Origin of the sequence: uncultured Agathobaculum sp. (assembly GCF_963927765.1) — a bacterium.
In the GTDB taxonomy this organism is placed as follows: domain Bacteria; phylum Bacillota; class Clostridia; order Oscillospirales; family Butyricicoccaceae; genus Agathobaculum.
This window is the reverse complement of the sequence record NZ_CAWVCU010000032.1, coordinates 1-26003: the sequence shown is the minus strand read 5'-3', so window position 1 is coordinate 26003 and position 26003 is coordinate 1. Positions and strand designations below refer to the sequence as shown.

Annotated in this window: 27 protein-coding genes; 10 read left to right on the top strand and 17 right to left on the bottom strand. The window is 56.5% G+C overall.

What is annotated here, in order from left to right:
* Nucleotides 1-23: 23 nt before the first annotated feature.
* A complete protein-coding gene (ndk, locus tag ABGT74_RS02185; RefSeq protein WP_297284220.1) occupies nt 24-428 on the top strand; it encodes a nucleoside-diphosphate kinase in 405 nt (134 codons plus the stop codon).
* A gap of 47 nt (nt 429-475) precedes the next feature.
* Here ndk and ABGT74_RS02180 read toward each other — a convergent pair whose 3' ends face one another.
* A complete protein-coding gene (locus ABGT74_RS02180; RefSeq protein WP_346704271.1) occupies nt 476-2311 on the bottom strand; it encodes an LTA synthase family protein in 1836 nt (611 codons plus the stop codon).
* A 72-nt stretch (nt 2312-2383) separates the two neighbouring features.
* Nucleotides 2384-3253 (bottom strand): AraC family transcriptional regulator, encoded by an 870-nt coding sequence (locus ABGT74_RS02175; RefSeq protein WP_346704270.1) that lies wholly within the window; start codon nt 3251-3253, stop codon nt 2384-2386.
* A gap of 183 nt (nt 3254-3436) precedes the next feature.
* On the opposite strand from ABGT74_RS02175, the gene ABGT74_RS02170 reads away from it, so the two are divergent.
* Nucleotides 3437-4351, top strand: coding sequence for a sugar phosphate isomerase/epimerase (locus tag ABGT74_RS02170; protein ID WP_346704269.1), 915 nt, complete (start codon nt 3437-3439; stop codon nt 4349-4351).
* Between the two features lie 90 nt (nt 4352-4441).
* Here ABGT74_RS02170 and ABGT74_RS02165 read toward each other — a convergent pair whose 3' ends face one another.
* The 3 genes from ABGT74_RS02165 to ABGT74_RS02155 are packed head-to-tail and all read right to left on the bottom strand — an operon-like array spanning nt 4442 to nt 7316.
* Nucleotides 4442-5107, bottom strand: coding sequence for a DUF6320 domain-containing protein (locus ABGT74_RS02165; RefSeq protein WP_346704268.1), 666 nt, complete (start codon nt 5105-5107; stop codon nt 4442-4444).
* Nucleotides 5080-6387 carry a hypothetical protein gene (locus ABGT74_RS02160; RefSeq protein WP_346704267.1) on the bottom strand — a complete coding sequence of 436 codons (1308 nt, stop codon included), beginning with the start codon at nt 6385-6387 and terminating at the stop codon, nt 5080-5082. Before ABGT74_RS02160 ends, ABGT74_RS02165 begins: the two co-directional genes overlap by 28 nt.
* Nucleotides 6354-7316: an alpha/beta hydrolase gene (locus ABGT74_RS02155; RefSeq protein ID WP_346704266.1), complete on the bottom strand. Its 963-nt coding sequence runs from the start codon at nt 7314-7316 to the stop codon at nt 6354-6356. The genes ABGT74_RS02160 and ABGT74_RS02155 overlap by 34 nt, the downstream gene beginning before the upstream one ends.
* Before the next feature lie 174 nt (nt 7317-7490).
* Here ABGT74_RS02155 and ABGT74_RS02150 point away from each other — a divergent pair, with 174 nt between their 5' ends.
* The 3 genes from ABGT74_RS02150 (at nt 7491) to ABGT74_RS02140 (ending at nt 10786) form a co-directional block, all read left to right on the top strand.
* Nucleotides 7491-8282 carry an HAD-IIA family hydrolase gene (locus ABGT74_RS02150; protein ID WP_346704265.1) on the top strand — a complete coding sequence of 264 codons (792 nt, stop codon included), beginning with the start codon at nt 7491-7493 and terminating at the stop codon, nt 8280-8282.
* 111 nt (nt 8283-8393) lie between these two features.
* Nucleotides 8394-9068 (top strand): response regulator transcription factor, encoded by a 675-nt coding sequence (locus ABGT74_RS02145; protein ID WP_346704264.1) that lies wholly within the window; start codon nt 8394-8396, stop codon nt 9066-9068.
* Nucleotides 9068-10786 (top strand): HAMP domain-containing sensor histidine kinase, encoded by a 1719-nt coding sequence (locus tag ABGT74_RS02140; protein WP_346704263.1) that lies wholly within the window; start codon nt 9068-9070, stop codon nt 10784-10786. Before ABGT74_RS02145 ends, ABGT74_RS02140 begins: the two co-directional genes overlap by 1 nt.
* 20 nt (nt 10787-10806) lie before the next feature.
* Here ABGT74_RS02140 and ABGT74_RS02135 read toward each other — a convergent pair whose 3' ends face one another.
* The 4 genes from ABGT74_RS02135 to ABGT74_RS02120 form a co-directional block, all read right to left on the bottom strand.
* Nucleotides 10807-11283: a phosphate-starvation-inducible PsiE family protein gene (locus tag ABGT74_RS02135; RefSeq protein ID WP_297282774.1), complete on the bottom strand. Its 477-nt coding sequence runs from the start codon at nt 11281-11283 to the stop codon at nt 10807-10809.
* 130 nt (nt 11284-11413) lie between these two features.
* Complete coding sequence (locus ABGT74_RS02130; RefSeq protein WP_297282775.1) at nt 11414-12808, bottom strand: sodium-dependent transporter; 1395 nt, start codon at nt 12806-12808, stop codon at nt 11414-11416.
* Between the two features lie 141 nt (nt 12809-12949).
* Nucleotides 12950-14605 (bottom strand): tryptophanase, encoded by a 1656-nt coding sequence (locus ABGT74_RS02125; protein ID WP_346704262.1) that lies wholly within the window; start codon nt 14603-14605, stop codon nt 12950-12952.
* Between the two features lie 139 nt (nt 14606-14744).
* Nucleotides 14745-15122 carry a RidA family protein gene (locus ABGT74_RS02120; RefSeq protein ID WP_297282777.1) on the bottom strand — a complete coding sequence of 126 codons (378 nt, stop codon included), beginning with the start codon at nt 15120-15122 and terminating at the stop codon, nt 14745-14747.
* A 261-nt stretch (nt 15123-15383) separates the two neighbouring features.
* On the opposite strand from ABGT74_RS02120, the gene ABGT74_RS02115 reads away from it, so the two are divergent.
* The 4 genes from ABGT74_RS02115 (at nt 15384) to ABGT74_RS02100 (ending at nt 18639) form a co-directional block, all read left to right on the top strand.
* The gene (locus ABGT74_RS02115; protein ID WP_346704261.1) at nt 15384-16082 is read left to right on the top strand and encodes a PAS domain-containing protein; all 699 of its coding nucleotides are present in this window, start codon (nt 15384-15386) and stop codon (nt 16080-16082) included.
* A gap of 76 nt (nt 16083-16158) precedes the next feature.
* Entirely contained in the window at nt 16159-16929 is a 771-nt protein-coding gene (locus tag ABGT74_RS02110) for a GNAT family N-acetyltransferase (RefSeq protein WP_346704260.1), read from the top strand.
* Between the two features lie 12 nt (nt 16930-16941).
* Nucleotides 16942-17979, top strand: a complete 1038-nt coding sequence (locus tag ABGT74_RS02105) for a threonine aldolase family protein (RefSeq protein WP_346704259.1) — start codon at nt 16942-16944, stop codon at nt 17977-17979.
* A 3-nt stretch (nt 17980-17982) separates the two neighbouring features.
* The gene (locus ABGT74_RS02100) at nt 17983-18639 is read left to right on the top strand and encodes a hypothetical protein (RefSeq protein ID WP_297282781.1); all 657 of its coding nucleotides are present in this window, start codon (nt 17983-17985) and stop codon (nt 18637-18639) included.
* A 30-nt stretch (nt 18640-18669) separates the two neighbouring features.
* On the opposite strand, the gene ABGT74_RS02095 is transcribed toward ABGT74_RS02100, so the two are convergent.
* The 5 genes from ABGT74_RS02095 to ABGT74_RS02075 form a co-directional block, all read right to left on the bottom strand.
* Nucleotides 18670-19584: a zinc ribbon domain-containing protein gene (locus ABGT74_RS02095; protein WP_346704258.1), complete on the bottom strand. Its 915-nt coding sequence runs from the start codon at nt 19582-19584 to the stop codon at nt 18670-18672.
* A 55-nt stretch (nt 19585-19639) separates the two neighbouring features.
* Nucleotides 19640-20290, bottom strand: coding sequence for a putative ABC transporter permease (locus tag ABGT74_RS02090; RefSeq protein ID WP_346704257.1), 651 nt, complete (start codon nt 20288-20290; stop codon nt 19640-19642).
* Between the two features lie 143 nt (nt 20291-20433).
* The gene (locus ABGT74_RS02085; RefSeq protein WP_346704256.1) at nt 20434-21240 is read right to left on the bottom strand and encodes a hypothetical protein; all 807 of its coding nucleotides are present in this window, start codon (nt 21238-21240) and stop codon (nt 20434-20436) included.
* Nucleotides 21234-21941, bottom strand: a complete 708-nt coding sequence (locus ABGT74_RS02080) for an ABC transporter ATP-binding protein (RefSeq protein WP_346704255.1) — start codon at nt 21939-21941, stop codon at nt 21234-21236. The genes ABGT74_RS02085 and ABGT74_RS02080 overlap by 7 nt, the downstream gene beginning before the upstream one ends.
* Nucleotides 21925-22311, bottom strand: a complete 387-nt coding sequence (locus tag ABGT74_RS02075) for a GntR family transcriptional regulator (protein WP_297282786.1) — start codon at nt 22309-22311, stop codon at nt 21925-21927. Before ABGT74_RS02075 ends, ABGT74_RS02080 begins: the two co-directional genes overlap by 17 nt.
* Before the next feature lie 133 nt (nt 22312-22444).
* On the opposite strand from ABGT74_RS02075, the gene ABGT74_RS02070 reads away from it, so the two are divergent.
* Nucleotides 22445-23017 (top strand): hypothetical protein, encoded by a 573-nt coding sequence (locus ABGT74_RS02070; protein WP_297282787.1) that lies wholly within the window; start codon nt 22445-22447, stop codon nt 23015-23017.
* A gap of 56 nt (nt 23018-23073) precedes the next feature.
* Here the strand turns inward: ABGT74_RS02070 and ABGT74_RS02065 are convergent, their stop codons facing one another.
* From ABGT74_RS02065 to ABGT74_RS02055, 3 genes are all read right to left on the bottom strand, one after another.
* Nucleotides 23074-24669 carry a peptide chain release factor 3 gene (locus tag ABGT74_RS02065; RefSeq protein WP_346704254.1) on the bottom strand — a complete coding sequence of 532 codons (1596 nt, stop codon included), beginning with the start codon at nt 24667-24669 and terminating at the stop codon, nt 23074-23076.
* Between the two features lie 293 nt (nt 24670-24962).
* Nucleotides 24963-25562 carry a recombination mediator RecR gene (gene recR, locus ABGT74_RS02060; protein ID WP_297282789.1) on the bottom strand — a complete coding sequence of 200 codons (600 nt, stop codon included), beginning with the start codon at nt 25560-25562 and terminating at the stop codon, nt 24963-24965.
* Nucleotides 25562-25915: a YbaB/EbfC family nucleoid-associated protein gene (locus ABGT74_RS02055; protein WP_297282790.1), complete on the bottom strand. Its 354-nt coding sequence runs from the start codon at nt 25913-25915 to the stop codon at nt 25562-25564. Before ABGT74_RS02055 ends, recR begins: the two co-directional genes overlap by 1 nt.
* Between the last annotated feature and the right edge of the window lie 88 nt (nt 25916-26003).

Below are 26003 nucleotides of genomic sequence, written 5' to 3'. Positions count from 1 at the left end.
TATCAATGGAAAGCAGGCGTTTTATGGAAAGAACCTATATCATGCTCAAGCCGGACGCATTGCAGCGCGGCATCACGGGTGAAATCCTTGCGCGCATCGAGCGCAAGGGCTACCGCATCACGCATATGAAAACCATGCAGCTGGACGAGCCTATTCTGCGCGAGCATTACGCGCACATCGTCGACCAGCCGTTTTTCCCGCCTACGGTGGACTATATGACGAGCGGCCCCGTGCTGGCAATGGTCGTAGAGGGAGAGAACGTCATTCAGGGTATGCGCACGCTCATGGGCCCGACCAAGAACGAGAACGCAATGCCCGGCACCATCCGCGGCGACTTCGCCTGCTCGACCACCTATAACGTAATCCACGGCTCGGACTCCCCCGAGAACGCAGAAATCGAGATCCGCCGCTTTTTCGGCGAGATCTGATCCCACGCATACAAAAGGACGTTTCCTCTCGGAAACGTCCTTTTTCTTTATTCTGCTATCTCCGCATAGTAATCTGTGTCCAGTATCGCGTCGTTCACCTGCTGGAAAAGGCGGGCGTAGGCGTTCATTTCTGCTACTTGTTCGTCCGTCATGCCCTCGTTCCAGACGATTTTCCCGTTTTCCGCATAAGCTGTGTCGGTCAGCCAACCGCCATCCGGAAAAATGGCATAGCCCTCGTAATCCGGATCAAATGCGTCCCGCCCCATCGTGTCCGGCGCGGGCAGGCCGAACAGGTTGGCAAGCGTTGGCAGCAGATCAACCGTTTGCAGCGTCTTGGTCACAGTCTGTGGCTTGCAGCCCTCATACCAAATGAAGCACGGCGTGCGTTCGAGCAGGCGGCCGCCTGCGGCTTCGGAGTATTCCTCCAACACTGCGCGGTCGGTCAAACCATAGGCGTAGTGGTCGTCGTACACGCAAATGACCGTGTTGTCCAGCAGGCCATCCTGCTCCAGCCGCTCCAACAGATGCGCAAACATCTCATCGGTCAGCCGCGCCTTGGCAAACAGCCCATTGATCTCATACGGGCGGCTGTCGTCCTTGTATTCCGGAAACTGCTCGAGCGCGTAGGTGGTCAGCGCGTCGATCTCGTCATAGCCGAGGTGGCCGCTGTAAGTGATAAGAAAATCCGCAAACGGCTGCTGCGCGGTCATCTCATCGTAGAGCGCATCGCAGTCGACCAGAAAGCGGTCGTCACCCGCCTGTAGCTCATCCTCTGCGTAATCCAGCGCGGAATGATACTGCGCATAGCCGAACGCCTGATGCATCGCGCCGCGGTTATAGAATTTGGCTTCGCTTTTGTGGAAGGAGCCCGTCGTGTAGTCCTTGCCCGCCAGCAGATTGCCAATCGCATACGGAAATGCGCTGCGGCTGAGCGAGTAGGCGACGTTGCCGTTTGCATAGGGATAAATGCCGGTCTGCGCGGCAAACTCGGTATTAAAAGTGTATCCATTGGAGTACTGCGGCGTATAAAACTCGGCAAAATGGATGCCTTCGCGCTGCAAGCGCGCAAGTGTCGGCGTGTTTTCGTCGTTGAGTACAAAATCGTCCACACTCTCCAGCTGCACCAGAATCAGGTTTTTGCCCGCGAGCAGTCCGGTCATTTCGTTGTCCTCGTGCGCGGGACGCTCCGCAAAAAACGCGTCGATCTGCGCACGTTTTTCCGCTGCATCCGCATCCGGCAGGATAGACAGGTATGCGTCCCGCACGACAAACTGGTAGGGTCCAGTGAGCGCAAGGTCATATTCCGACGAGGAAAACCGCGCATATTCATATCCGCTGGATTGCCACGCATCCCAGTCGAGCGTTTCGGGCACGGGCGCGTACAGCCGCGGCGCGATAAACTGCGTCAGCGCAAAAAACAGCACCAGCGCAGGACAAACGCGCCGCCGCGGCAGGCCCTTGGGCAGCCGCCATACCCCCAGCGCCCCCCAAAGTACGAGCAGCACGACCACCAGAACAAAGCGCACGTCGATCAGCTGCCGAATATAGCCCGCAAACCCCAGCCCCTCGCCCGCAAGCAAAAAGTCCGATAAAAACAGGAAACGGTCGAAAATACGCCAGATGCTGTACTGCACCACCGCATATACCGCCCAAACAGCGTAGATCAACCCATACAGCACGCGCCCTGCCGACCGCCACGGCAAAAGGCAAACCGCCGCAAACAACGCCCCAAAGCCGAGCGAAAACAGGTTGGGCGCAGCCGCGTACAGCGGATACCATGCCGCGCACCCAGTCGCTGCGCGCAGGGTCAGATCAAGCAGCCAAAACGGCAGCACTGCGCTTGCAACGCAGCCGATGAGCCGCAGCAGTTGTTTTTTCTCCATTCCAACGCCGTCCTTCCGTCTTATCTTGACAGTATACGGCTTTTTGCGCCAAAAAGCAACCTTTTCCGCCCGTCAAACCGGATATTTGCGGAATAAGCCGGGCGAAATGCCCACATGCTTTTGAAAACTGTGGATAAAATTCTCCTCGCTGTTGTATCCGGTGGCATAGGCGATCTCGCCGACCGTCTGGTCGGTCGAGGTGAGCAGGTATTTCGCCTTGTCGATACGGCGCAGCACAATATATTCATATGGCGAATACCCGGTGCGCGCCTTAAACTGCCGCGAAAAGTGCGACGGGCTCAGGCTGACCGCCGCCGCAACCTCCTGCACGCCGATCGGCTCGAACAGGTGGCGGTTCATGAAGCGGATCGCCTGCGCGATACGGTCGCTGCCGTCCGAGGTGCGTTCCCCCTCGCCCAGAAGCAGCAAACACAGCAGCCGGTGGAGCAGCTGCGAACAGGCCGCCTCACTCGGCCGTTCATCCGCAGCGCAGCCCTCCAGCAGCGTACCCAGCGCCTGTGCCACCGGGGTCACCGCATCCGGTGCAAAACACTGCCGTACTCCATGCGCCTGCAAAATGCGGCGGTAAAACGCGCGCACATTCAGTCCGTTGAACAGCAGCCAGGTAAACTCCAGTCCGTCCGACGCGGCATACCGATACGGCTCGCGGCAGTCAAACAGCACGACCTGTCCCGCAGCGGCCAGCACCGGCACACCGGAAAGCGTCAGCTCCATTGCGCCGCTTTGAATCAGGAACAGCATGATATTTCGGTTATGATCGCCCTCCATGGCAATTTCCGACCGGTGGCTGAAAGAATACCGGCTGTCGCAGAAATAATGCCCACAACGTGTCGGATAATAAAAAAGCTCTCTTGCAAGGGCAGATGGGGTGAAAAAGTAGCGTTCAGATGTCTGATGGACACCAGCTTCCGGAATCAGCACAGTGCTCGCCCTCCTTTTCTTTATCGTATCAGAACGATACCAAGCCCGCAAGAGCAAACAGCAGGATTTCGCAGCTTTTAAGCGGATTGTATCATTGGCAACCGCTGTATGGAGCCGTATAATAAGACCATCCAAAGGGCCCGAACACAAAATCAATCGCATCCGACAAGGAGGGCATCCCGCATGAAAATCGCATTTGACGTGGACGTACTGGCCAAGCAGATGTCCATCAACGACTATGTACATAAGGTAGCCGACTGGGGCTACAAATATATCGAGCAGTCCCCGCACCCGCGCATCAACCCGTTTTATAAGCACCCGCTGTTCTCCAAGGAGTGTGAGGAGGAATATCGCCGCGCACTGCGTGAGACCGGCGTGGAGATCTCATCCTTTATCGTGGTTTACCGCTGGTCCGGCCCAACCGAGGAGCAGCGCCAGCACGCAGTCGCAAACTGGAAGCGCATGATCGAGATCGCGGTCAATATGGGCGTGCCGGTCATCAACACCGAGTTCTCCGGCGACCCCAACCAACAGGAGATCTGCAACGGCATGTTCTACAAGTCGATGGAGGAATTGCTGCCCATCATCGAGCGCGAAGGCCTGCGGGTCGAGATCCAGTCCCATCCGTACGACTTCTGCGAGCTGAACGACGAAACCTGCGATATCGTTAAGTCCTTCCGCTCCAAGAACCTCGGCTATGTTTACTCGGCATCCCACGGCTTCTTCTACGATCAGGGCAAGGGCGACGTACGCCACATGCTTCGCTATGCAGGCGACGAACTGACCCACGTTCTGCTCGCAGACACCTGGAACCAGACCAAGGACTGCCGCTACATCCTCAATCCGCCTTGGCTTAACAGCCGCGGCCGCGCGGATGTCACCATCCACCAGCACACTGCCATGGGCGAAGGCGAGGTAGACTTTGACGGCATCTTCGAGACCCTACGCGACATGGATTTCGCTAACAAGCAGCTGAAGCCCGACGCACCCAAGGTCGGCGGCGACAACATCATCTGTGTATCCTATTTCGGCTTCCCGGAGAAAATGGATCAGCAGGCTCCTGAAGCGCTCGAGCGCATCAAACGTGAACTTCTCTAACCTCTCTTACTCTTTCTGATTTCCCGTTTTATCCCCATCAGGCGCATGCCTGAAGCACAAAAAAGAGCGGCAAAGCCGCTCTTTTTTGTGTTACAGATGAAAGCGCCGCTGCAATTCCGCCTTGATGGTCTGCCACTGGAAGAGCACCAACGCTGCCAGTGACAAAATGGCCAGTCCCGCGCACAGAAGCGAGGGCAGCAGCACCTGAACCCGTCCGCAGGCAATCAGAATGAGTGGCACAAGCCCCAGAAAACACGCGCCGATCAGCGGTCCGGCAAACCGCCGCAACGGCGTTTTGCAGAGTACCGCAATCAGCAGCATGGCCAGAATCCCCACGATACACACGCACGGCAGCACAAAATCCACCGACCAGCCACGCCAGCCCGTCCACCAATCCCATAAGAAGGATAGCACAGGAATGAGCACGACCTGCCAGCCGATATTCTGCGCCATGTCGCGGCGATACGCCACGCCGACCGCCGCCGCCACCCAGACGCACACCGCGCCCGCCACCACGAACAGCGACCAGAGCGCATGCCATCCGGTTGCGATATTGACCAGCACACAGATCACGCTCACCGCAATCGCAATCAGCGCCAACAGGCGCAGCACAAAACCGGTCGTAAAACGCGGCTTTTCCAGCGCAGGAAACACCTCGGTGTCCGGCTCAGGCGTGCCGGAAAGCTGCCCGCCGCACAGCGGACAGCAGGTTTTGTGACCCGCAATGGTCACTCGGCAGCTGTAGCATCGCTGCATGCCGCTCCCTCCTCCTCATGGTATTCGTTGCTGCGAATCTCGATCTCGATCCCCTCATTGGTCAGCAGTTCAAAAAAACGGCGCTGCACTTCGGTGTTCTCAAAAGCCGACGTAAAGCCAAAATGCAGGCTGTTTCCGAACGAACAGGTGCAAAGCTGCGTTGCACCCGTTGACATAAACACACCGAAGCCGCGCACAAAGGGATGCAGCGCTTCGGGCAAACGGAATTTACCGACGTTGGACAATGCCGCCGTCTCGCCGCGGTCAGACACTGCACCGGACAGCCGCAGTACCGGATTTTTGAGTGCCAGCGGAATCACCCGCAATACCGGGTTATGTTCGAGCGCCGCCAGTTGGTTCATGCGCGCCCCCAGCCGCTCCGGCGTGAGTTCTTCCTTAAAAGCCGCCGCTACACAGGCGACGATATCCTCGATCTCACCGCTCCGCCTCGAAAAATCATATCCGACGCGTATCGTGCCGAAAAAGTTGCGCGTCGTGCGCGACGGGAAAAAGCTGCGCAGATCAACCGGAATGGTCAAAATCACCGGTTTTTTCTGCTCTCGGACATACATTTCGCTGTGAATAGCGGACAGCAGCAGCGCGGTCATATAAACGGTCAGCGTCGCGCCGCAGCGGTGCGCCGCAGCGAGCACCTGCCGCACGTCCGCCACGCCCTCGATGATGGTCAGACCGCCGTCCGCGCGGCGCACACCGCGCAAACGATAGGCGCGACCCAATCCCTCAGCGGTCTTGCCGCCGCTGTGCGGCTTATAATACTTCTGAAAACTGTCTGCCCAGCGCTGGGATACCGACGCCTGCGTGATTCCGTCCACCCCGGCTTCCGGGTGACGCAGTATCAGATAGGCAGTCATCAGCGATTCAAAAAACTCGATTGCACCCGCACCGTCCGCCAACACATGATACATATCCAGACTGACCTTATGCCGCCAGTAGCTAACCCTGAACAGCAGCGATCGGCTGCCCTCATAGAGCGCCGCACACGGCGGCGCATGCTCCGGCACAACTGAGGGCCGCATGGTGGTCTGCTCCAAATAGTACCAGAACACGCCGCGCCGCATGACCATCAGCAGATGTGGATACCGTTCGAGCGTGCGTGCGAGCGCGGTTTGCAGCACATCGGGCGCGACCGGCTCGGTCAGCTCACATGACAGACGAAACACCCCCGTGGCCGACCCATGCGAGGTCGGCGGAAAGATCTTGGCCGCGTTGTCCAAACGGCTCCAGCTTAAATTTTTTTGATTTCGTTTGGCGTTTGGCATGTGATTGACTCCCCATTCAGGAATTTTTCGATCAGACCATAGGTGCGCCGCACCATCGGAAACCGCATGGGCAGTGAAAAGTAACCGTGCAGCGCGTCCGGCATGCGGTACTGCTCTACGGTGTTGCCCGCTTCCCGCAGCGCATCGGCATAGGCCTCGCCTTCGTCACGCAGCGGGTCAAACTCCGCAGTCACGACCAGTGTGCGCGGCTGGCGAGATAAATCCTCGGCAAGCAGCGGCGCAAAATACGGGTTCTGCATCCGCGTCTCGTCTCCGCCCGCATACAGCATCATATAATCGCACACGCGCTTGGCCGTCAGCAGATAGCCGGTGCCGTTCTCCCGCACGGAATCAAAGCGCGAATCGGGCGAATGATCGTGATAGGTCGCGGGATAAATCAGAATCTGCTGCGCGACCTCAAACTCGCCGCGGTCACGCGCCATCAGCGACACCGCCGCCGCCAGATTGCCGCCTGCCGAGTCCCCAATCAGTGTGATCTCCTGTGAGCGCACACCGAACTGCTCGGGATGGCAGTAGACCTCGCGTGCTGCGGCATAGCAGTCCTCCAAGCCCTCCGGAAACACATGCTCAGGTGCAAGGCCATATTCCACCGAGGCCACGCGGCAGCCTGTGCGTCGTGCTAGATTGCGGCAGACCGCATTATATGTATCCACGTTCTCGAGCACCCAGCCGCCGCCGTGGAAAAACAGCAGCAAACGGCCATCCGTCTGCTTTTTCGGGGTGTAGATGCGTACGCGGATCTCGTGCCCGTCCCGTTCAATTTTGTGATCCCACAGATGGTAAAGCGGCGCCAGCGGTGTGCGCAAGCCGCGCACCGCTCGCTCTACTCGATAGGTCTTTCCTACGTCAATATTTGCCGTATAGCTCAGTGCGTGCAGCGCGGCACGCATCGCCTTGCTGATTGCCATTGTCTGTTCTCCATTTCCTCAATTTATAAACAGTATACCACGCTTTGCTCCCCTGCGCAAAGCATCTATCCTTTACAGTTATTTAACACCTCCGATACTTTTTTCTCTTGACGAAACCGCTGTACACTCCGCATAATAGAAGTAGTGCATGATTACTGCGAAAGGAGAACCGAAATGAGCGAAACACTTGAACTGCTTCGTCAGAAAAAAGGTTTTATCTGCGATATGGACGGTGTCATCTATCACGGCAACCGTCTGCTCAAAGGCGTCACCGAATTTGTCGCGTGGCTGCAAAAGGAAAATAAGAGCTTTCTTTTTTTGACCAACTCATCCGAGCGCTCGCCGCTCGAGCTTCAGCAGAAGCTCGCCCGCATGGGGCTGGAGATCGGCGAGGAGCATTTCTATACCTCGGCGCTGGCAACCGCAAAGTTTGTCGCAAGCCAGAAGCCCGGCGCATCCGCCTATGTCATCGGCGCACCCGGTTTGGTCGGCGCGCTATATGAAGCGGGTATCGTGATGAATGACGTCGATCCCGATTATGTCATCGCAGGCGAAACCAACACCTATAACTATCAGACCATCCTCAAGGCGGTCGATCTGGTCAACAAGGGCGCGCGCCTGATCGCGACCAACTCCGACCTGACCGGCCCGTCCGAGCAGGGCATCATCCCGGCCTGCCGCGCGCTGGTCTCCCCGATCGAGCTGGCAACCGGCAAGAGCGCGTATTATGTTGGCAAGCCCAACCCCCTTATGATGCGCACCGGCTTGCGCCTGCTGGGTGTGCATTCGCACGAAGCCGTCATGGTCGGCGACCGCATGGATACCGATATTGTCGCGGGCATTGAGACCGGTCTGGACACCGTTTTGGTGCTGTCCGGCTGCACGACCCGCGCTGAGGTCGAAAACTACGCTTACCGGCCGCACTATATCTTAAACGGTGTGGGCGAGATTCCGCCCGCAGAATAACCTGCAAACCATAGACAGCCCGCCATCCGGCGGGCTGTTTTTTTTGTCATACGCGGATAAAATGCGGACAATTCCGTGCTATACTGGAAGCAACAAAAGGAGGGGATGGACATGGCGGGACACATTCTTCTGGCAGAGGACGACAACGCGCTCTCTGCGCTCATGCAGGACTTTTTCCGGGCGGCGGGCGTTGCCGTCACCCCGGCGTATGACGGTGAACAGGCGCTCACGCTCGCACAGGAACGCAGCTTCGACCTGCTGGTGCTGGACGTGATGATGCCGCACATCAACGGTCTCGAAGTGTGCCAAGCTGTGCGGCGCGAAAGCGATGTGCCGGTGATCTTTGTTACTGCGCTCGGGCAAGAAGGCGACACGCTCGCGGGCTTCCGCGCGGGCGCGGATGATTATGTTACAAAGCCATTTTCCTTCCCCGTGCTGGTCGCCAAGGCGCAGGCGCTCATGCGCCGGGCGCGCGGTCTGCGGCTGGGCGCAACCGAGCTGGGCTACGGCAACATTTTGCTGGACACCGCGACGCACGCGGTCACGGTGGACGGCGCGCCGATGTCCTTGCGCCCCAAGGAGGTGCAGATTCTCGAGCTGTTGCTGCGAGAACAGGGACGCACCGTGTCGCGCGATTTGCTGATCGAGCGCGTGTGGGGCGTGAACTTCGACGGCGACGAGCGCATGGTGGACCGCCATGTGGCAAGTCTGCGCAAAGCACTCGGCACAGCGGCGCAGCACATCAAAGCGGTCTACGGCAAGGGCTACCGATTGGGGGGATCGTAATGAAAAGGCTGAAAGCGTTCTGGCTGCGGCGCAGCATTGCGACACGCCTAACGGCGCTGTTTGCTGTATTTTTAGTGCTTGGCGGCCTGTTTTGGTTGTGGCCGATGTGCAAGCTGGCCGAGCGCTATCACGCAGAAAACCAGTTTTATCTGACCGACACTGCAAACGATTACACTGCTGCCAAGCTGCAAGAAGCGCTTGGCTACACGCCGCAGGCGCTGCCCAGCCCCGGCACAGAAGCATACTGGCAGCTAAGAAGCGCGCTCTTTTACGACTATTGGGGCGAATTGACTGCGCTGACGTACTACGACCCAGTCAGTTCCGAAAATATCTATTTTCCACCCCGCATCCTTGTGGACGCAACGCTGGCGGACAGCCCCGCAATCGATGTGGACATCGGTCTGTTTCCCACCGAGGACATCATCGCCATCTGTCAGGATCTCACCGAACCAAATACGACTGCCGATGCGCGTTTGACCGCTTACGGCATGCAAATCGGCAACAACTTTTTCCCCAACCGCATCGTGCATGCAGATGGGCGTGTTTTCCAGTCAACCATTCCCGTCCCCGAAGAGTCTACCTGCATCCCGACCTCTACCGTTGGCATCAAATATGACGATCTGGAGGCGCTCGCCTTCGCCCTCGATACGCTCCGCCACTACGGGCCGATGAATACACCGTCCGAGCAGCCGATTTCCCCGCCGCGCGGCATCGACTATGCGGCAAACTATCAGGATATCCGACTGACCGCCGAAACAGGCTATCAGATCGCAACCATCCGCACCTACTCCCTGTCTGCCTGCGTCTGGCAGTCCGTCCGTGTGCCGGTGCTGCTGCTTATCGTGCTGCTTGTGCTTTCGCTGTGGCTGCTGCACCGGCAAATCCGGCGCACGGTCACGCAACCGCTGTGGGAGACCACCCGGCAGGCGCAGCTGGTCTCGACGCTGCAATTTGATGAATTTTGCCCCGACACCGCCCGCGGCGACGAGATCGGTGACCTCAACCGCGCGCTCGCGGACATGGCAGGCGACCTGCATCAACGCTGGGACAGCGAACGCGACCTCGAGGACCGACGGCAGCAGTTTGTCGCGGCGGCCAGTCACGACCTGAAAACCCCGCTCGCGCTCATCGGCGGCTACGCCGAAGCCATTGCGCAGGACATTTCTCCTGAGGAAAACGCGCGCTACCTTGCCGCTATCGAGCAAGAGACCACCCGTATGAACAGTCTGGTGCGTGAAATGCTCGACTACACCCGTCTCGACCGCACGGACGAGTTAGAGCACCGCACCACGATCGATCTCGCTTCCTTATTGCGATCCATGCTGGAGGAATACGCACCACTGTTCGAGCGCCGCCGCCTGACCGTAACGCTTGCCGACAGCGTGCGCATCCGCGGCGACGAGACGCTGCTGCGCCGCGCGTTCGGCTGTCTGCTGGAAAACGCTGCAAAATACTCGCCTGAGGGTGGACGTGTCGCGGTCGTACTCCGCCGAAGCGGCAGGCCGCTCCTCACGGTCGAAAACGAATGTGATCCCATTCCGGAAAGCGAACTGCCGCGCCTGTTTGAGATGTTCTACCGCGGCGACAAGGCAAGAGACCGCGCCGGCGGGCATGGCTTAGGTCTTGCCATCACGCAGAAAATACTTGCGCTGCATGGGCTGACCTGCCATGCAGAAAACACAAAAACCGGCGTGCGCTTTTATGTCACAAGCCGGTAAATACGGCGAAGGCCGTCCCCTCAGGGACGGCCTTCCTCCGCTCTCTCTTCTTTTCTGCGTACCGTGAATCCATACACTTCCGCACGGACATCCTCTTCAATGTCCTTTTTGCTTCTCTTGCGGCGATCCAAATGCGAAATATACAAATACTTTCGAATAACAAACAATACGCCAACAGACAATACTGCCAACAGATTTTCCAAAGGCGTCGTATGCTCCACAACCATCTGACGGGCGATCGCAAGCAGCATCACATCAACCACCGAGTCGATCGTATAGCTGGTGATCATCTTAATCAGCTCAATGCCGATGATAATCAGGCACGCGTCACTCAAACGCTCCTGAAAATACTCCGGCACATGCAGCATCTGATCCATTTCCGTCGTACATACCAAGCCTATACTGCCGATGACACAGGCCAGCAGGATGATCAGACCCAAAACAATCTCAACGGCAGTTGCCGCAGTAGATATCTTGTCGCGCAAATCCGAATTCATCTTTTTCTCCTTCATTCCTCATTTTCCATCCCAGTCTCAATTAGTATAGCAAAATTGTCCGCCGACTGCAACAGCCGGCGGACAATTTCCGTGGGAAAGGGACGATATTCTCGGAATTAAAGCTTTTATGTCAGCCGATGCCGCCCCAGGCGATACCTAGCACGAAGCAGAGGATACACAGCGGGACAAATACATATCGTCCGAACGGATAGAACCACTTCATCAGAGGTTTGTCGGACCCCAGCTGCGCGGCGGCCAGTGCCGTATCTTTCTTCATGACCCAGAAGTACATGATGCCGGCAGTAAACGCGCCGATCGGGAGCACATAAATCGAAACCATATCCATCCACTGGGAAGTCCACGGCTGGATGAGCAGCGCGACAACCAGAGCGACCGCATGAATGATAACGGTAGGAATCCAGCGCTTCATCTTGAACTGATCCTGCAGGAAGTTGATCGGTACCTCAAGCAGGTTGATAACCGAGGAAACGCCCGCAAACAGAATCGCCACATAGAAGAAGATAACAATCAGTCTCGCAATGCCGCCCATGTTGTTGAACACAGGGAGTACATAGATGAACATCAAGCCGGGGCCGCCATCGCCAAGGTCAGCGCCGACGGTAGCCATTGCGGGAATGATAATCAGCATCGCCAGCAGCGCCGCGGAGGTATCCAGTATCGCGCAGATAATCGCGGACTGACGGATCTTAACGTCCTTGCCAAGGTAAGAGCCGTAAACAACCGAGCCGGAACCCGCAACAGACAGCGAGAAGAAGCATTGTCCGAATGCGTAGACCCAAACCTCAGGATTGAGTAGGCCTGCGGGATTCAGGGAGAAAATGTAGCTGTAGCCTGCGCCGGTGTCCGGGGTAAAAATCATCAGAACTGCCAGTCCGATGAACAGCACGTACAGCGCTGGAATCATAATCTTACAGGATTTTTCAATGCCGCCCGCAACGCCCAAAACCATGATGACGAGCGAAACGACAACGCCGATAATGATCCAGAAGTTGTTGGCGCCGCCGGTCGCAAAGGTCTGCTGAATCGCTTCGATCAGGTTATCTGCTGCTGGAGCGACCTTATCGAACGTACCGCCAATGACATTCATATCCTGACCCATGGCGGTCAGTTCGCCGGTAAATGCCATCTTGGTATAATAGAACACCCAGCCCATGATGACCGAGTAACCGATCGCAAGGCACAGCGCGCCAATGATCGGGATGCCGCCCAGCCACTCACCGAGCTTCTTGGACTTGCCGCCGTTTTCCATGGCCTTTCCGAACGCGCCGGACGGACCTGCGCCGGCCCAACGGCCGAGCGAGAACTCTTCCATCATGCCGGACTGACAGATGATAAATGCGAAAATGAAATAGGGAATCAGGAAGGTCAAGCCGCCATACTTGGAAACCAGCATCGGGAAGCGCCATACGTTCGCCATGCCGACACACGAGCCGACCGCGGCCATGATAAAGCCCCACTGAGACTTAAAGCCGTCTGTCTTTACGGTGCTCTGATTATTACTCATACTTTACACCCCTTTTTTATACCGATATCCGGTAAATAAAAACGCCTGCGGAACTCTTTACTTTTCCGCAGGCGCCTTTGCCTAGTCGTTCCTGTACTCTTTCCACGCGGCACAGGTTACGCCCATATTTTATTCCTCAAATTACTTCTCTTCGTTCGGGTACGGCTCGAGGAACGCATGGAAGTGACGCATCGGCAGCTTGTGGCCCCAGACAATACGCATGTTCGGGATGGACTCGCGATCCTCATACAGCGCCTTGACTGCTGCGATAACATAGTCCAGATGCTCCTGGGTCAGACGGCTGCGGTCGATCGCGAAGCGAACAACGTTTGCCAGCTCTGCCTGCTGCTCCGGAGTCTTGAGGTCATATTCCATGGAGTAGTCGCCCAGCTCGGAGACACGGATACCATAGCGGCGGATCAGTTCAAGGCTGAAGCCCTCGCCCGCGAAGGTGTCGTGACCGCGCTTGCCGTCGAAGAACTCATCCATGTTGATGTATACAGCGTGGCCGCCTGCCGGCAGAACAACGCCCTTGACGCCAGCCTTGTAGAAGCCTTCTGCCAGATAGTTGCACTGTGCAACGCGCTCGTTCATGTAGTTGAAGTCGCAGCTCTCGTACAGGCCAACTGCCAGAGCCATGATGTCACGACCGGACATGCCGCCGTAGGAGTCGTTGCCGTAGCAGGAGATCTGCTTTACCTTCAGGGTAACGCCAACGTCAGTAATCAGGTTGCCGTTCTCGTCGAAGTCAGAGAAGTTCTTCCAGAACAGACCCTTATCGCGGAATGCCAGCATACCGCCCATATTCGCATGGCCGTCCTTCTTCGCGGACATGGTGAATACGTCGCAGTACTGGAACATCTCGGTTGCGATCTCTGCGATGGACTTGTCAGCATAGCCTTCCTCGTTCATCTTGATGAAGTATGCGTTCTCAGCCCAGCGCGCGGAGTCAAATACCAACGGAATGTTGTACTTATGCGCAACGCGGTTGATTTCCTTCAGGTTTGCCATGGAAACCGCCTGGCCGCATACCGGGTTGTTGGTGATGCAGGTGAAGATCAGCGGCACGTTCTCCGGGCCGACAGCCTGAATCAGCTGCTCCAGCTTTTCGATGTCCATGTTGCCCTTGAAGGGATTCTTCTCGTACTTGCCGCCTTCGGGTACTTCATACAGCAGTTCCTTGTTGTACAGGTTACGCGGAACCGAACCCATCTGCTTGATGTTGCCTTCGGTGGTGTCGAAGTGGCCGTTGGACGGAATGGTGAACACCTTGCCCGGATGACGACGAGCCAGAATATTGCGGACGATTTCCATCAGGACGGACTCAGCAGCACGGCCCTGCTGGATGATGAAGGTATTCGGACGCTCCATCTGCTTGGCACCGCCGTTGAACAGGCCGCCCTCATACTCGCAGAGGTAAACTTCGTCCATCATCTTCTCAACGTCGCGGCAATCGGTGCGCACGAGGTCGATGATCTTCTTCCAGTTCTTCTCGCCGCCGCGCTCGAAGATGTCGCGGAAGGTATCGAGCAGAACGTAGTAACCGGTGTTGCGACCATATGCCTCGTCGCCGAGGAACAGCGCCGCCCACTGCTGATTGGTCATCGCGGTGGTACCGGAGTCAGACAGCATATCAACGGTCAGCATGCCGGCCGGGAACGCGAATTCATTCCAGTGCGTTGCGTTCAGAGCACGCTCGCGCTGTTCAATCGTAACTTCCGGGATGTCGCGAACCGCAAAAGTGTAATGATGAGGAGCGGGAACGTTCAGCGGGTAGTTTGCCATTTTCTTGTCCATATTAATTACCTCCATTATGCTGGCGCTGTGCGCCGTTATTTTTAGAGGATACCCCGGTCATCGATTGCAGGCTTCCCACGACATGCAATTCCGACTGGCGGACAGTATCTTTCACTAACGTGACGAAATGTAATATTGTTTACAGGGCCGCGATAACTTCGATCTCGACCAGCGCATCCTTGGGCAGGCGCGCAACTTCCACAGCGGAGCGAGCCGGATAACTGCCCTCTCCAAAGAATGTGGCATACACTTCGTTCATTGCGCCAAAGTTATTCATGTCGCTGAGGAACACAGTCGTTTTGATGATGCGGTCCATACCCACACCAGCCTCTGCCAGAATCGCCTTGACATTTTCCAGCGACTGCCGGGTCTGCGCTGCAATCCCTTCTGGGAATGCGCCGGTTGCCGGATCAATCGGCAGCTGACCGGAAGTGATAACCAATCCGTCTGTTGCGACGGCCTGTGCGTACGGTCCGATTGCCGCGGGGGCCAAATCCGTACTGATGACTTTTTTCATCCTTTCCACGCCTCCTTTTCTGAGATAAATTTATCATTAGAATAATATTTTGTCAAGCAGGTTTTGTATATTTTGTACGATGGCACACTTTTATTTTTTGCTTTTGTGGGAATTTTACATAGCTTTTGTCGAAATTGTATAATAACTTTTTCTTTTAATTGTGAGAAATTATTCTCATCTTTTTTGACAATTCTCTTTTTTTTACGTTATAATAAAATTAAGGTCAAAAACCTGTCTGATTGTTGAAAATGAGGTGAGCGTATGGCCAATCCGTTGCTGCAGCATTATATGAAACTGACCGAATTTCTCGGCCAGGCACTTGGCCCCGATTACGAGGTCGCGCTGCACGACCTGACCGACAAAAACCGCTCGATCATCGCCATCGCGAATAATCATGTCAGCGGACGCGAGGTCGGCGCTCCCCTGACCAACGTAGCGCTCAAGATCCTGATGGACAAAAGCTACGAGTCACAGGACTACCGGCTGCATTACTGCGGTGTCTCTGCCACAGGCAAAACGCTGCGTTCCTCCACGCTGTTCATTAAGCAAAACGGAAAGCTGATCGGCATGCTGTGCATCAACTTTGACGACAGCCGGTATCAGGAAGCCAGCGAAAACATCCTGCGCCTGTGCCATCCGGATGCATTTGTCCAAGACCACTGTCAGCCCGGCAGACCGCAAGGCGGCGGAGACGCCGTGCGCGCCGTCCCCGCGACGACCGAGAGTTTCCACAACTCGATTGACGCTGTCGCAGGCGATGCAGTGGGCCGCGAACTGGCACGGCTGGGTGTCACCGCTGACCGGCTGACGCCGGACGAGCGTATCCAGATCATCGCCTCGCTTGAAACGGGCGGCATTTTCCTGCTCAAGGGTGCGGTCAAGGATGTGGCCGATGCGCTTCATTGCTCACAGGCCAGCGTCTACCGCTACCTATCTCAAATCAAAAAAGACGAAACCTGATTCATTTCCGGCAAACAAACAAAAAATGAGCGCTTTGCGCTCATTTTTCGCTGCTACCCAAAAGGAGGAACCTGTTATGCTGATTCCTGTAACCGCCGCCGATGTGCCGGATTTTCTCATCGCCTGTACTTATGAGCATGTATTCGGCTCCCGTGCCCGCACCGCGCTCTCTGCGCATGGGCTGGGCAGCGAAGCGGCGCAGTTTTTCCTGTGCCGCAAAGGGCGTGAGCCAGCCGCAGCGCTCTGCTTTGCGGACGGTGTGCTGACCATCTCTTCGGACGAGCGCGCCGACCCTGCCCCCATCGCAGAACTGGCGCAGCGTTTACAGGTACATGAGATCGACACCAATTGGGCGCAATGTCAGGCGTTGCAGGCGCTGCTCGGCGGACAAACGGATAGTTCCTATTATATGGTGTATCGCGGCGCACCGCAGCAGCTGGACTGCCCGGATATCGTTCCCGGCAACAAACGCGCGGTATTCGATGTATTGCAGCGCAGCCACGAATACTATCGTACCCATCTCGACTATGATGTCTGGGCAGCTGATCTCGACTGCCGCCTGTCGCGCGGACTGTCCGAGCTGTACCAGCTGGAAGCGGACGGCGCGGTCATTGGCACAGGCAGCATCGTCTCATGGGATGACGAATGCGGTGTGATTGGCGCGGTCGCTGTCGTACCGGAGTACCGCCATCGCGGACTGGGCAACCGCATCAGCCGTTTTCTGGTGCAGCGCATTCAGAAGTGCGGCAAAACACCGCGTTTGATTTCTGGATATGATGAAGTAGCCGAGCTGTACCGTCAGATCGGCTTTGCACCCTGCGGACGGTGGGGCGAATTATACATATAGGAGGATGTTATCATGCGTTACATTGATTTGCGAAGCGACACGGTCACCCAACCGACACAGGCTATGCGGGATGTGATGGCCGCCGCTGTGGTGGGGGACGATGTATTTGACGACGACCCCACCATACACGAGTTGGAAGCCTACGCCGCCGAACGGCTGGGCAAGGAAGCCGCGGTATTTGTCACCTCGGGCATGCAGGGCAATGCCTGCGCATTGATGGCACACACCCGCCGCGGCGACTGCGTCATCATCGACCCGCACTCCCATATCGCCGAGCACGAAGCCGGCTCCTACGGACAGCTTTCAGGCGTATCGCTCCGTTTCCCGCAGAGCGTCAACGGCACCATGGACCCGGATTCTGTGCGCGACTGCCTGACCGATGACAGCGATGTGCAGGTGGCCCCCGCAACGCTTGTGGTCGTGGAGAATGCACATTCCACAGGCGCAGTTGTCTCGCTCGATAACATGCGCGCAGTCTATGAAACCGCACACGAAAAGGGCGTGTCCGTGCATCTGGACGGCGCACGGCTGTTCAACGCCGCGGCTGTTTTGGGCGTTTCCGATGTGCGTGAGATGACGCAATACTGCGATACCGTGATGTGCTGTCTCTCCAAGGGACTGTGCGCACCGGTTGGTTCGATTCTGGCCGGACCGAAGGATCTGATCTGGCGGGCGCGCCGCGCGCGCCGCATTCTGGGCGGCGGCCTGCGGCAGGGCGGTTTTCTGGCCGCAGCCGGACTGATTGCGCTGCGCGATATGACCGATCGACTCAGGGAAGATCACGAAAACGCCGCACATCTGGGCGCGTTGCTCGACGAAATTGACGGCGTACAGGTGTTCCGCGACCGTTTGGATATCGACATGGTATTTTTCACCGCCGACTGGGACGAGGACAAAGCCGCCCGTTATCCCAATTGGATGCTGGAGCACGGCGTCAAAGTCACCGGCTGCGCAGGCGGAGAGTACCGTATGGTTTGCCACCACGATATTTCCCGCGCAGACTGCGATCAAACCGCGCAGTTGGTGCGCACATTCGCCGCGGAGGGGTGACCCATGCCCAATCATTATATCCGCCGTCTGCTCTGGCTGGTCATGGGCATGCTGGTCAGCGCGATCGGCATCACGATGATGCTGCAAGCCAATATCGGTCTGGAACCGTGGAGTGTTTTGCAGCAGGGTCTGGCGCAGACCCTCGGCATCACCTACGGCACCGCCTCCATGATCGTCGGGGCGTTCGCTATCGGTGCGGCCGTGCTGTGCGGGGAGAGCTTCGGCTTCGGCACAGTCATCAATATCATCCTGTGTGCGGTGTTCATCGACGGCTTGCTCTGGCTGGGTTGGATCCCGCAGATGCATACGCTGCTCACCGGCCTCCCGATGCTGCTGATCGGGCTGGAACTGCTCGCGCTGGGCACTTGGATGTATATGAAAAGCGCGCTGGGCGCCGGTCCGCGCGACGCGCTCATGGTTGCGCTGGCGCGTAAAACCGGCCGGTCGGTTGGCCTGTGCCGCGCAAGCGTTGAGATTTTTGTCATCATCGCCGGGTTTCTGCTGGGCGGTCAGGTCGGCATCGGCACGGTGATCTGCGCAGTCGGCCTCGGCTCGCTGTTCAATATCAACTTCCATCTGCTGCATTTTGAAGCAGCTAAGCTGCATCAGGAAAATGTCGCGGAAACCCTGCAAAACCTGCGCAAAGTAAAACGACAATAAAAAAGGAAGCCGAAAGGCTTCCTTTTTTATTTATCCCTGCTGTAAGCTCGCAAGCGCCACAAACGTGTCCGCGCCGAAAATACCGGTGCTTTGCACGTCCTGCAAAGTGAGCAGCCCGGTCGCGCGGTCGACATATGCCAGCAACCACAGGTCGGCGCCCTTTTCCAAACGATCATCATATCGCTCAGAATACGTATTGCCATCATACCCCGTTTCCTCTGCCGTCAAACAAAGCGCCAGTGAATCGTATTGTTCGGGCGGATAATTATCGTCGTACATCCCTTCTTCAGGGAAGTTATACACACACCAATAGTAGCCCTGTTCGCTGTATATCCCTGCGCCATCGTTCAGCTCCAGACGGTAGCCGTCCCCATCGTCTGCATCCACCCACAGGTTGAGCGTTGTGCCATCGGATAGGGTCGCCGTCGCGTTATCACCAATCAAATCATGCAGACGGACGTAAACCGAGGTATAGTTGCCCGGGTCATATTCATAGGTTTCGCCCGGCGTATAGTACCGTGCGCCGTCATCATGGCTGGCCCAATCCTCTGCTTCTGTCTCGGACGAACCCCAATCGCCGAGGTCAAGTTCAAACGTGCTGACGCTGTCGCCTATATTTTGAAAAATGTCCTCTACCACTGGAATCAATGATGGCAGCAAATTGAGCAGCACCACCGCAACCGCCACCACCGCCGCAACCTTGCCTTTTCCCTTTTGGGTCTCACGGATTGGCTTCGCGCTAGGCTTTGCTTTTTTCGCGCGTGTGTTTGTTTTCCGCGTGCGGTTTTCCTGATAGGTTGGTTCCCCTTCAAACTGCTTTTCCCGCCAAGCGGCAGCCTTCTTTTCCAATTCTCCGACACGGCCGCGACTTCCCGCGCGTGCGCCGCAGATCGGACACTCCCGCTCCTCGTCGTTGTAGTTGATCCCGCAATGCTGACACTTCATGCAAACGCCCCCCTCTCTGTTTTCATCATAGCAGAGAAGAAACGCCTGCGCAAGTTTATTTCGTCAAATGATAGAGCAGCATTTCGATCTGCGCCGGTTCGATCACCTGCAAGCCGTCCTGCTCGGATGCACGGATCGCAACACCCTGACCCGTGTTCGGATGCAGCGTGGACGCGCAAAAATCCAATGCAAACAGTGCAATCAGTAACGCGCACAGCAATCCGAACGCCTCGCGCGGCACGCGCTGAAACATCGCCAGCAGCAGAGGTGCGGCCAGATAGACCGCTGCACAGCAGCCCAGGCCGAACACCAACGCAGTCGGCAAGCTGATCAAGCCATCCACATTGAGCGGATATCCGCTGTAATCCCACCAGCGCAAACCGTAAACCGCCAGCAGGTATTTTCCTGCCGCGAACTCGATTACGGTGGAAAGCAGCGCGCCCGATGCAAAAACCAAAACCGGCTTTGCGGCAAAGCGTTCCAGCAGCAGGACAGACAGCAGTCCGCCCACGCCGTAAATCGGCAACCATGGGCCGAGCATCGTGCCGCGATTGACCAACTCACCATCCATCAGCAGGTGCAGCCCGACCTCCCAGAGCCAACCCGCCGCCGAGAAAGCCAAAAACAACCCCACCACCTCGCAGAGCGAGTACCGTCCTACCATATCGCAGCGTGCCCGCTGTACATACCGAGATACCGCCGTCATATCTATCCCTCCCCTATTACCCTTTCATTGTACGCGGCAATTCTTTGCATTTGTGCCGCAAAATCCTTAAGATTTTATGAGCATCCCGCATTTTAGGGTGCAAAAAGGGACGCGCGGAAGCGCGTCCCCCGTGTCAGCTGTGCTTATTCCAGATTCAGCCGGTTTTTGAGGATATAATGGGTGCCGAAATAGCAGATCGCACCCGGTATCGCCGTGGCAGCGCAGAAGCCAAGCAGTACACCATGCAGCAGCACCTGCGGCGGCACACCCTTCACCATGTCGCCTATCGCTTGCACCAGCATCTCCAGCGGCCCGTTGCCCATACCGATCAGCACAAAACTGAACAGGAACTGCGCCACGGTCGACAACACAAAGTACCACACGACCGACATCAGAACGCGGTGTTTTTTTGCCAGATGGCCGAGCGCCATGCACAGATAGAGATACAGCACACCGCTGATCATACTCACGAGCAGCAGCAGGATGCCTTCCAGCATGTAGCCCAATTCATTGGGCTCTGTCACGATGATTCGGCCAAACTCGCCCAACACCATCCCAAAACCGATGAGCAGGCCAGTGCCGGAACCGAGAATGGCAATGCTCAGCACTGCAACAATACCGCTCAGGCAGCAAATCACCGCTGCAATGATCACCTTACTCCAAATGTGCTGCGCAACCGAAACCGGCAGCGTGAACATCAGATAACCTTCGTCGCCCAGCAGATTTTTATAAAACCGCTGGATCAGAATGACCAACGTCACCACAAACACCGCAATCAGCATGGCAAAATAAAGCATCCCAAGAATCGCCGTTGGGATTCCGCTCATAAAAGCCTGTGCGCGCTCAGTTGTCATCAGCGCGCTGACGATGCTCATCAGCAGCATCGCACCATACAACGGGAGGCAAATGCGTGCGCACGCCTTCCATTCATATTTCAGCAGCTTCAGCATGCGAACACCTCCCTAAACAGCATATCCACCGATTTTCCATGCTCCTCCCGAATCGTGTCCACGCTCTCATGCAGCGTCATCACGCCATTTTTCAGGAAGATCACCTCATCCAGCACCCGCTCAATGTCCGCAATCAGGTGCGTGGACAGCAGCACCGACGCATCCTCACTGTAATTGGACAGGATCGTGTTGAGAATATAGTCGCGCGCCGCCGGATCGACACCCGCAATCGGCTCATCGAGCAGGAACAGCTTGGCTCTACGGCTCATCGTCACGATCAGCTGCACCTTTTCCTTTGTGCCCTTGGACAGCGTTTTCAGACGGTCCAGCGCATTGATTTTCAGCGATTGCAGCATATCGTTTGCCTTGACGCGGTCAAAATCCGCATAGAAATCCGCGAAGAAGTCCATGAGGTCGCTCACCCGCATCCAGTCGTTCAGATAACCCCGATCAGGCAGATAGCTGACCACGCTATGCGTGTGTATACCGGGCGCCTGCCCATCCACCAACACACTGCCGCTCGTCGGCTGGATCAATCCGTTGAGCAGCTTGATCAAAGTCGTCTTGCCCGAACCATTCGGACCGAGCAGACCGACAAACCGGCCGCCACCCAGCGTCAGATCCAGATTATCCAACGCTTTGACGCTGCCATAGGTTTTGGTCAGTCCCGTGCAGACAATCAACTCATTTTTCTGTTCCATTTTTATTTCCCTCCCCTTGACGCTTTTCGAGCAGACTGTAAACCTCCTGCTCGGAGAAGCCAAGCTGGCTCATGCCAGCCAAAAATTCCGCAATGCGGTCACTCGCAATTTGTTCCCGAATCTTCTGGATCATCTCTTTATCCTCCGTCACATAACGTCCGCTGGTCCGGTTGGTATACATCAGCCCTTCGCGCTCCATATCCGCCAGCGCGCGCTGCATTGTATTGGGGTTGACCCCTGCCTGCGCCGCCAGTTCGCGCACCGCCGGCACCTTATCGCCCGCCGCCAGCTGACCGCTGACGATCTGCTCGGTCAATATTTCCACCAGCTGCTGGTAGATCGGCCGGTCACCCCGCAATTGCCATTGCATAGGCTCGCTCCTCTCTATGTTTTATTGTACTATGATAATAATACAATCATACATAATTGTCAAGCCCTGACAAAAAATATTTTCATCCGATTGCAGCTATGATATAATAGGCCATATCGGAGGAACGACACTTATGAAAATTTATCCCCATCTGCGCGTATTGTGGGGCGCGCTTGCCGTCTCTGCGGCGGTCAATCTGGCGGCGCTGAGCGACTCGATCACTGTTCTGTTGGTTGCAAATGTCATCAATTTGTTAGCTTATTGCGTGATCGCTTATGTGCTGTACCGTTTGTCTGACGAAAGCGCGCTGCTAGGCCGTGCGTTTCCAGCACAGCTTCTGTCAATCGTGCTGATCGGTCTGGCGCTGGTTGTCACGCAGCTGGCGGGCGACAATGTGATGCTGCAAAATTTCATGTCGCTGCTGTCGATGGCAGGCAGTGTGGCAGGGCTGCTCAGCGAATATTATTTGTACTGGGGACTGGATGAGCGTATCATCCCCCATGCGTACAACTATCCTGCCCGCCGCATCCGCTGGTGCCTATATGCGCCGCTGTTGGGCGCATTCGCGGCGAGTACACTCATCCTGACCGGCCTGCCGCTGCCCGCCATTTTTGTGCAGCTCGCGGGACAAATCGTGCCGCTTGTGCTGCTGCGGCAGTATATGCGCGCCGTGCAAATGCGGGAGGATGACCCGCTTACATTTTGAGCAAAAGAAATCCCCGGAACCGATTGGTTCCGGGGATTTTTGTCCCTGCTGAATTGTTATGCATTTTCCGAAAACTCTGCGAGCCGCAAGCCCTCATTATGGTCGAGCGCGTAAGTGATGTTCCACGGCGAGGAGAACAGCAGCAAACTGTTTCCTTTGAGATCCTCGACGATCTTGGTGTCGCTCGTCAGCTGCAACGCCTTGATATCGAAGCCTTCTTCGTCGTTTTCCACCCAGCGCACATGCTCATACGGCAAATTTTCGCGGATAATCTCGACGTTATATTCATTTTTCAGACGGTATTCGAGCACTTCAAATTGCAGTACGCCAACCACGCCGACGATAACCGATTCCATGCCGGCGCCCGGTTCGCGGAAGATCTGGATGGCACCCTCCTGCGCGATCTGCTCAACGCCCTTGACAAACTGCTTGCGCTTGAGCGTATCCTTCTGCCGCACCGTGGCAAACAGCTCGGGCGCAAAGGTCGGGATACCGGAGAACATACACTTGCGCTTGGGGTCGCATACTGTGTCACCGATCGAGAACACGCCCGGATCGAAAATACCGATGATGTCGCCCGCATAAGCCTCGTCCACGATCGAGCGATCCTGCGCCATCAGCTGCTGCGGCGCGGCGAGCACCATCTTTTTGCCGCTCTGCACATGCAACACATCCTGCCCGCGCTCAAACTTGCCCGAGCAGATGCGTATGAACGCGATGCGGTCGCGGTGCGCCTTATTCATATTAGCCTGAATTTTAAACACAAACGCGGAAAAATGATCCTCAAACGGGTCGATCACGCCGATATCCGCCGTGCGGGCGGTCGGCGGCGGGGTCATCTGCAAAAACTTCTTGAGGAACGGCTCCACGCCGAAGTTGGTCAGCGCCGAACCAAAGAATACCGGCGACAGCTTGCCCTCATGCACTGCCTTGAGGTCGAACTCATCACCCGCGCCGGAGAGCAACTCCACGTCGTCGATCAGCGTCTGGTACTGATCCTCAGGCAGCAAGCCCTCAAGGACCGGATCGTCGATCGACAGGCGCTGCGCCTTGACCTCATGACGGAAATCCGCGCCCTCAAAGGCGATGACCTCGTCGTCCATGCGGTCGTACACACCCTTGAAGCGCTTGCCCGAGCCGATCGGCCAGTTGACGGCATAAGTGCCAATGCCCAGCTCGTTCTCGATTTCCTCCAAAAGTTCATACGGATCGCGCGATTCGCGGTCCATCTTGTTAATAAAGGTAAAAATCGGTACGCCGCGCATCGCGCAGACCTTAAACAGCTTGCGCGTCTGCGCCTCGACGCCCTTGGAAGCGTCAATGACCATGACCGCGGAGTCCGCTGCCATCAGCGTGCGGTAGGTGTCCTCAGAGAAATCCTGATGGCCGGGGGTGTCCAAAATGTTGATGCACTTGCCCTCATAGCGGAACTGCAGCACCGAGGACGTGACCGAAATACCGCGCTGCTTTTCGATTTCCATCCAGTCGGACACAGCATGGCGGCTGTTTTTCTTGCCTTTAACCATACCTGCCTCTTGAATCGCGCCGCCGTACAGCAGAAATTTCTCCGTAATGGTGGTTTTACCGGCGTCTGGATGCGAAATAATCGCAAATGTGCGCCGGTTTTCGATTTCCTTTTTCAGTTCTGCCACTGACTTTTTTCCTCCCGATTGTACAAAAACAAAAATTTGTTGCGAAATGTACACAGAATGTTCACATTTTCCTTATATCATAATAACCGTGGAAAGCGTAAGATCCCCCCACATGTTCTTGCTTTCTACTCTCTATCCTACCTTTTATTGCGGGAACGGCCGGACGGAAGTCCGGCCGTTCCTGTTTTTGCGCCTGCGGCCCGATTGGAAACGTGTTTTCAATCAAATTCACCGCACTGCGCTTTGCACGGCTGCGCCGCGTAAAAGGCAGGAACAAAGCAGAAACGATTTTTTTACAAATCCCGTCGGCCTTCCAGCGCACGGGTCAGCGTGACCTCATCGACATACTCCAAATGCCCGCCGACCGGGATGCCATACGCCAGTCGGGTGATCCGGACGCCGAACGGCTGCAACAGGCGTGAAATGTACATTGCCGTGGCCTCACCCTCGGTGTCCGGATTGGTCGCAAGGATGACCTCCTCAGTGTCCTCATCGGCCACGCGCTGCACCAGTTCACGGATGCGGATATCGTCTGGCCCAATATGCCCCATAGGCGACAACGTGCCGTGCAGCACATGATACAGCCCGCGATACTCCTTGGTGCGCTCGAATGCAATCACGTCACGCGGCTCCGCCACCACGCAAATGGTCTTTTGATCGCGGGTCTGGTCGGAGCAGATCGGACACAGTTCATTGTCCGCCAAGTTCTGGCAGCGCTTGCAGGTAAAGGTCTTTGCTTTTGCCTCGCGAATGGCATCGGCAAAGCGCTCTGCATCCTCTTTGGGCAAATCGAGCACATGGAACGCCAGCCGCTGCGCGGTTTTCTGCCCAATACCGGGCAGCTTGGCAAACTCCTCGATCAGCCGCTCCACCGGCGGTGCGAAAAAGTCCATTAGAACAGGCCGCCCAGACCGCCGCCCATGCCGCCGGTGATCGCCGACATCTGGCTCTGGGACTTCTCATTTGCTGCCTTGAGCGCTTCGTTAACCGCTGCAACCACAAGATCCTGCAGCATATCGATGTCATCGGGATCGACCACGTCAGGCTTGATCTCGATGGATTTGAGCATCGATGTACCGGTCACAGTCGCGGTCACCATGCCGCCGCCCGCTGTGCCGGTGGTCTCCATCTGCGCAATTTCCTCCTGCGCCTTCATCATGTTTTCCTGCATTTTCTGCGCCTGCTTCATCATCGCCTGCATATTCATGCCGCCGCCGAAGCCGCCAAAACCTTTTCCCTTTGCCATCTGTTATGTCCTCCTCAAAGTTCTTTTACTTGAATATCAAATGCTTTCGCCCGACCGATGATCTCATCAACCGCGGCGTTTTTTTGTA